The organism is Actinoplanes sp. ATCC 53533, assembly GCF_003947245.1.
The window spans coordinates 1-6,048 of record NZ_QHHV01000237.1 but is presented as its reverse complement, the minus strand read 5'-3'; the positions used below and the strand labels follow the sequence as shown (position 1 = coordinate 6,048).

General features: G+C 69.7%; 6 protein-coding genes and 1 pseudogene. 4 read left to right on the top strand and 3 right to left on the bottom strand.

What is annotated here, in order from left to right:
• The coding region (locus DMB66_RS50755) for an ABC transporter permease (RefSeq protein WP_148112859.1) at window positions 1–448 on the top strand (448 nt) is incomplete at its 5' end.
• 91 nt (window positions 449–539) lie between these two features.
• Here the strand turns inward: DMB66_RS50755 and DMB66_RS63205 are convergent.
• Window positions 540–1,844, bottom strand: a complete 1,305-nt coding sequence (locus DMB66_RS63205) for a hypothetical protein (RefSeq protein ID WP_233625420.1) — start codon at window positions 1,842–1,844, stop codon at window positions 540–542.
• 519 nt (window positions 1,845–2,363) lie between these two features.
• The gene (locus tag DMB66_RS65445) at window positions 2,364–2,498 is read right to left on the bottom strand and encodes a hypothetical protein (protein ID WP_255441466.1); all 135 of its coding nucleotides are present in this window, start codon (window positions 2,496–2,498) and stop codon (window positions 2,364–2,366) included.
• Here DMB66_RS65445 and DMB66_RS63200 point away from each other — a divergent pair.
• Together DMB66_RS63200 and DMB66_RS50735 are read left to right on the top strand one after the other, a co-directional pair.
• Window positions 2,485–2,823: a hypothetical protein gene (locus DMB66_RS63200; protein WP_199753120.1), complete on the top strand. Its 339-nt coding sequence runs from the start codon at window positions 2,485–2,487 to the stop codon at window positions 2,821–2,823. The two genes, DMB66_RS65445 and DMB66_RS63200, sit on opposite strands and share 14 nt — an antisense overlap.
• A complete protein-coding gene (locus tag DMB66_RS50735) occupies window positions 2,820–3,089 on the top strand; it encodes a hypothetical protein (RefSeq protein ID WP_125811281.1) in 270 nt (89 codons plus the stop codon). Before DMB66_RS63200 ends, DMB66_RS50735 begins: the two co-directional genes overlap by 4 nt.
• A 180-nt stretch (window positions 3,090–3,269) precedes the next feature.
• Here DMB66_RS50735 and DMB66_RS50730 read toward each other — a convergent pair whose 3' ends face one another.
• Complete coding sequence (locus DMB66_RS50730) at window positions 3,270–5,066, bottom strand: sigma-54-dependent Fis family transcriptional regulator (protein WP_125811280.1); 1,797 nt, start codon at window positions 5,064–5,066, stop codon at window positions 3,270–3,272.
• 202 nt (window positions 5,067–5,268) lie between these two features.
• On the opposite strand from DMB66_RS50730, the pseudogene DMB66_RS50725 reads away from it, so the two are divergent.
• Window positions 5,269–6,048: pseudogene (locus tag DMB66_RS50725) on the top strand (methane monooxygenase); the annotation flags it as partial.

Sequence of the window (6,048 nt, the reverse complement as noted above, 5' to 3'; positions counted from 1 at the left end):
ACCCAACGAGGTGAAGGTCTCCCGGCCGTCGGACGCGCTGCCGGCGGCCCGGGCCGCCGGCAGCACCCTCAACGGGCTACTGCTGGGCCTGGGCGCGGTCGCCCTGATCGTCGGTGGGGTCGGCGTCGCCAACACCATGGTGATCTCGGTGCTCGAACGCCGCGCGGAGATCGGCCTGCGCCGGGCGCTGGGCGCCACCCGTGGGCAGATCCGTCTGCAATTCCTGTGCGAATCGCTATTGCTGGCCACCATGGGCGGCGGTGCGGGCGTCCTGATCGGATCCCTCACCACCGCCGGGTACGCGTGGTATCGATCGTGGCCCCCGGCGATGCCCGGGTGGGCGCTCGCGGGTGGTCTTGCCGCCACCCTGTCGGTGGGTGCGGCGGCGGGGCTCTACCCGGCGGCGACGGCGGCCCGCCTGCCACCCAGCCAGGCGCTGTCCCACTAGCTCAGCGGCCGGGCGACGCGACGATGCCGCGGGGCAGCCGGGCGGCCTCCCGGATCCCGGCTGAGGCTGCCGGGACCCGGGAGGCCGTCACTCAGCCCACCTGGATGCGGACGGCGTCGAAGGCCGGCGTCTGGTTGGCGCGCTCCATCATCGGGATGCGGTGCGAGCCGTCGCCGGCCCAGGAGGCGCACTGGGCGGTGCCGGCGGCCGGCAGGCCGGGCACCTGGATGGTGACCGTGTCCGGGGCGGCGCCGCCGCGCTTGTCCTCGGTGGCGACGAAGAACGCGGGCACCGGGTCGGCCTGGGGCGCCTCGTCGGTGTTGGCGAGCAACCGGCAGGCGGTGTGGAAGTGGCCGCGCACCAGGCCGCCCTGCAGGATCGAGCTCTCCACGTAGTAGCCGCCCTGCCCGGCGGCGAGGAAGCGGTCGCGGATCAGGTTGCGGGTGCTGACCTTCAGCGTGAACGGCTGGTTCACCCCGACCTGCCGGGGCGCCCCGGTGATCAGCAGCGACGGGTTGTTGCGCGCGCTGCCGACCTCGCCGAACTCGGTGGAGACACAACGGTTGCCCTTCTGGAAGCCGTCGTGCGGCTGCAGCCTGCTGTTGTCGCAGCTGTTGGCGAGGACACCCAGGCCGGCGCCGGGAGCGTTGCCGGCCCCGTTGCCGCCGTTGCCCGCGTTGCCCCCGTTGCCCGCGTTGCCGCCGTTGCCCGCGTTGCCGCCGTTGCCCGCGTTGGGCGCCGGCTGGGCGCCACCGCCGTTCTCGTTCAGCTTGCAGGGTGACAGGCCCTCGGCGTTCAGGTTGGGCTTGGGGGCGTTGCGGCCGATCGCGGTCTCGATCCGGTTGATGGTGGCGAATCGCTTGTCCTTGAGCGGGCCGAGGATGGCGTTCTGGATGAAGTTGGCGCCGCCCTGGCCGACGGTGTCGGCGATCCGGGTGTTGGCCTCGGTGATCTGGGTCTGCAGCAGCCGCAGGTTGCTCTGCACCTCGGCCGCCGCCTGCGCCGGGATCGCCACGTTGACCTGCACGGCGGGGCAGTTGACGGTCGGCGCCGAGCCGGTGCCGGCGGCGTTCTGGCCGGCCTGGCGGACGGTGACGTTGGTGGGCTGCTGCGCCGAGGCGCCGCCGTCCTGGTTCAGCTTGCAGGGTGACAGGCCCTCGGCGTTCAGGTTGGGCTTGGGGGCGTTGCGGCCGATCGCGGTCTCGATCCGGTTGATGGTGGCGAATCGCTTGTCCTTGAGCGGGCCGAGGATGGCGTTCTGGATGAAGTTGGGGCCGCCCTGGCCGACGGTGTCGGCGATCCGGGTGTTGGCCTCGGCGATCTGCGTGTTGAGCAGTTGCAGGTTGCGCACCACCTCGGCCTGCGCCTGCTGCGGCACCGCCACGTTGACGGTCACGCGCGGACAATTGACGGTGGGCACCCCCTCGGCCGCGGAGGCGACACCCAAACCGACTCCGACTAGGGCCACAGCGACTCCGGCGACCACGCCGAGCTGCCACCGGCGCACATTGGTGCGGGACTGGTTGAATCGAGATCTGTACACCGGCGGACCTGCGCTTTCCCCATGAGCACTTCCACGTGCTTCCGGCCACGTGTACGGGAGCGGTCCCACGAAGGATCAACAGCTAAGGAAGAAATTATTTTCCCAGCTCAGGGCCGTGTTCTCGGGGTCGGGGAGCGGCCGTCCGGCCTTAATGGCATACGTTCCCGGAACGGTGTTTTCGGTGTCTTTGACCAATCCGGTGGCTAATTCTCGGCGCGCCGGTTTGGTCCGTGTCATGCCCAGTGCGGATGGGCCGTTGTACTTTGTGCCGGCGTCCCGGGTGAGGTGACAGGCGGAGGCCTCGCGCGCCGAGTGGCGGGCTTGCCGGTCCGGACGGCGTGGCCGAGTCGACCGCCGGTCGTCCCCACCTGATCAGCTGAGCGGGCCCAACGCGGAGCGGATCGCGGTGATCCGTTCGGTGGTGAAGACCCGGGGGTCGAGCAGGTCCAGGACCGAGAGCACCCCGCCGCGGGAGCCCCAGCTGCCTTCGTCGATGACCCGGAACATCACCCACCACGCCGGTGACGGCGCGTCGAGGCCGCACGCTTCGGTCAGCGCTCCCGTCCTGGCCGTCGCCGTCGAGGAGCCGGCCGACGACCAGCGAGACGCCGTCGACGCCGCCGCCGAGGTCTTCACCGCCTGGGAAACACTGCTCGCCGAAGCGCTGCGCCGGCACGGCGCCGCCGAGCCCGATGCGGTGCGGTTGGCCACTCTGACCGTCGCCGCGGTGGAGGGCAGCGTGGCGATGTGCCGCGCCAAACGCGACATCCGCCCCCTCGACGACGTGGCCGCCTGCCTGGAAGCCCTGCTGACCGCGGCGGTGACCCGGTGACCGAGCAGGCCGCCCAGCGCACCGCCTGCGTGCTGTGCGAGTGCAACTGCGGGATCACGGTCGCCACCGTCGAGGTCAGCCCCACCATGCAGGCCGGGCACATCGCCCTGCCCGATGGCATGGGTGTCGACTTCACCACCCCGGACGGCGCCGTCACGACCGGCAGCGCACCCAACGAGTTGACCAGCGCCACCTGGAAGGATTCCTTCGCCGGCACGCCCTGGCACAAACACATCCCGGCACGGCTGGAACCGATCCGGCACTGAGCCCACTCGGCCGAGAGGCGGGTGCCACAAGAACGCCGCCCCGGTCGGGGCGGCGTTCTGCCGAGTGGCTCTCAAGTCACGCGCGTGATGCGGCTGCCGACGACCCTCGTCGGTGCGTCTGGAGGACGACATGACCGCCGCCGGCATCGCCCTCACCGACCTCGCCTGGACGATGCGCGGTCAGGAGATGCCGTACTGGCGGATCTTTCGGTAGATCGTGGCTCGTGACATGCCGATCGCCTTCGCGGCTCGGGTGGGGTTCTCCTGGTTGTCACGCAGCGCGTTGACGATGGCGTCGCGTTCGAGCGCCTCGATCGGCGTGAGCAGCCGATGGCCCGCGGACCGGCATTCCGGCGGCAGATCGGCGACGTCGATGACGCCCCGGGAACGGTGTTTGATCGTGGTGGCGAGCACTCCGCGCAGTTGGCTCACGTTGCCCGGCCAGTCGAGCCGGGCCAGCTGTGCCAGGGCCTGGGGCGAGCACGTCAGTTGGTCGTCCTTGGTCAGCTGCCGGAGCAGGTGGTGCACCAGGTCGGGCAGGTCGTCGATGTGGTGGCGCAACGCGGGCACTTCGACGGTGCGCGGGAAGACGGATCGCAAGGGCGCCACGGCTTCGGACGCCCTCAGCGCGATGACCACCCGGGCGGCGTCCCACGTGCGGTCGGTGAGCAGGTTCGCCGTCGCCGTCGCCTGGTGATCGGACAACCGCTCGGCGTGCCGGAGCACGACTGTGGCGCCGGGAGTGGTCAGATCCTCGGCCAGGGTCTCGAGCCAGCTGTCGCCTTCCGTGGCGGGCGGCCGGGTGACCCGGAAGTGCCGGCCCGGCTCGTGCTGTTGGTGCACTGCGCGGAGCAGGGCGAGCTTGCCGGCACCCATCTCGCCCTCGACCGCGAACCAGTCACCGGTGGCGAAGCACGCGGCGGTCTGCTGCACGGACCGCGTCCACGCGGGGCCGGTGCCCGCCAGGCCGGGTGGGTTGATCCGCTGAGTGCGGTGCAGCGAGGCACCGCCCACCAGCGGCACCGGGTGCCGTTCGAGCCGAATGCGGAACACCCCACCGGCGGGCCCGGAACCCGTGGAGGCGGGGGAGTAGCTCAGGTGTGCCGTGCGTCCGCTGGGCAGCTCGACCGTGCGCAACGCGTGCCGGTTGTCCGCGCGCATCGTGTCGACCGCGTAGCCGATCAGGGTCTGCTGCTCGGCGGGGTCGACCAGGTGCCGGAGCGCGTCATTCATCATCACCACATCGTTGTTCAGCGCGAGCACCGGGCCGGGTGACCGTTGGCAGGTCTTCATGTACTCGTGCACCAGGGCGAGTTCCCGGATGCCGGTCTGGGCGCGCAGTTCCGCCTCGATCTGGCGGGCGGTGGACGACGCCAGCGCTATCAGCATCGGTCCAGGTGTCTGCCGCCAGGTCGTGATGTCCAGGATGCCGATCACCTTGCCGTGGATCGGGTGCCGAATGGGCGTTCCCGCGCAGGCGAATTGCCCTAGTTGGCCGGCGTAGTGCTCGCTGCCGTCGACGAATGCGGGCGATCCGCTGGAGATGGCGGTGCCGATTCCGTTCGTACCGACGAATTTCTCGGCGTAGCTGAAACCCGGCGCCAACTGGACCGTGTCGAGCGCCTTGCTGATCTGGAGGCTGGACACCCGCCGATCGAGCACCAGCCCGCTCTGATCGGTCAGGATCGTGCCGACCTCCTCACCGCGCAACTGTTCGTGCAGCACGTCGAGGATGGGCGATGCGCCACGCGCCAACGGCGTTTCGAGGTCGGGGTCGCGGATGAACGGGGCGAGGATCCGGTCGGCCCCGACGTTGTTGTCCCGCGACCGCTCCCAGGACGCCAGGATCGCCCGCCTGACGTACGGGCCGCGTTCGCTCGTGCCGCTGAGGAAGCTGTCGCGCGCGTGGCTGACTTCGATGTCGGTGGTCGCCGCGGGTCCGGACTCGGCGGATCCGCTGCTCAGCGCCTTCGCCACGGAAGCCTCCCTGGGTCGCCGTCTCCCTCAGAAGGGTAGGCGCTCGCGCTGTGACCGGTATCTCAGATTGAGACGGTAACCCGCTCGTAGCAGGGGTGTCATGGGCCAGGAACTCGGCGTCGACAGCACCGGTCGCGGATGACGGCCCGGGTAGCGGTCATCGGCCGGCGACGCCGGATCCGTCTCGAGGGAGGACCCCGTAGTGAGCAGACAAAGTTTGAGCAAGGCGCACGAGAAGATCACGGAACTGTCGTGGGAACCGACGTTCGCCACCCCGGCGAAGAAGTTCGGTACCGACTACAAGTTCGACAAGTCGCCGAAGAAGGACCCGCTGAAGCAGATCCTCCGGTCCTACTTCCCGATGGAGGAGGAGAAGGACAACCGGGTCTTCGGCGCGATGGACGGCGCGATTCGCGGGAACATGTTCCGGCAGGTGCAGGAACGCTGGATGGAATGGCAGAAGTTGTTCCTGTCCATCATCCCGTTCCCGGAGATCTCGGCGGCCCGGGCGATGCCGCTGGCGATCGACGCCGTGCCCAACCCGCAGATTCACAACGGTCTCGCGGTGCAGATGATCGACGAGGTACGGCACTCGACGATCCAGATGAACCTCAAGCGCCTGTACATGAACCACTACATCGACCCCGCCGGGTTCGACATCACCGAGAAGGCGTTCGCCAACAGCTACTGCGGCACGATCGGCCGGCAGTTCGGTGAGGGCTTCATCACCGGCGACGCCATCACCGCGGCGAACGTCTACCTGACGCTGGTCGCGGAGACCGCGTTCACCAACACGCTGTTCGTGGCGATGCCGTCCGAGGCGGCCGCCAACGGCGACTACCTGCTGCCGACGGTGTTCCACTCGGTGCAGTCCGACGAGTCGCGGCACATCAGCAACGGCTACTCGATTCTGCTGATGGCGCTGGCGGACGAGGACAACCGGCAGTTGCTGGAGCGGGACCTGCGCTACGCGTGGTGGAAC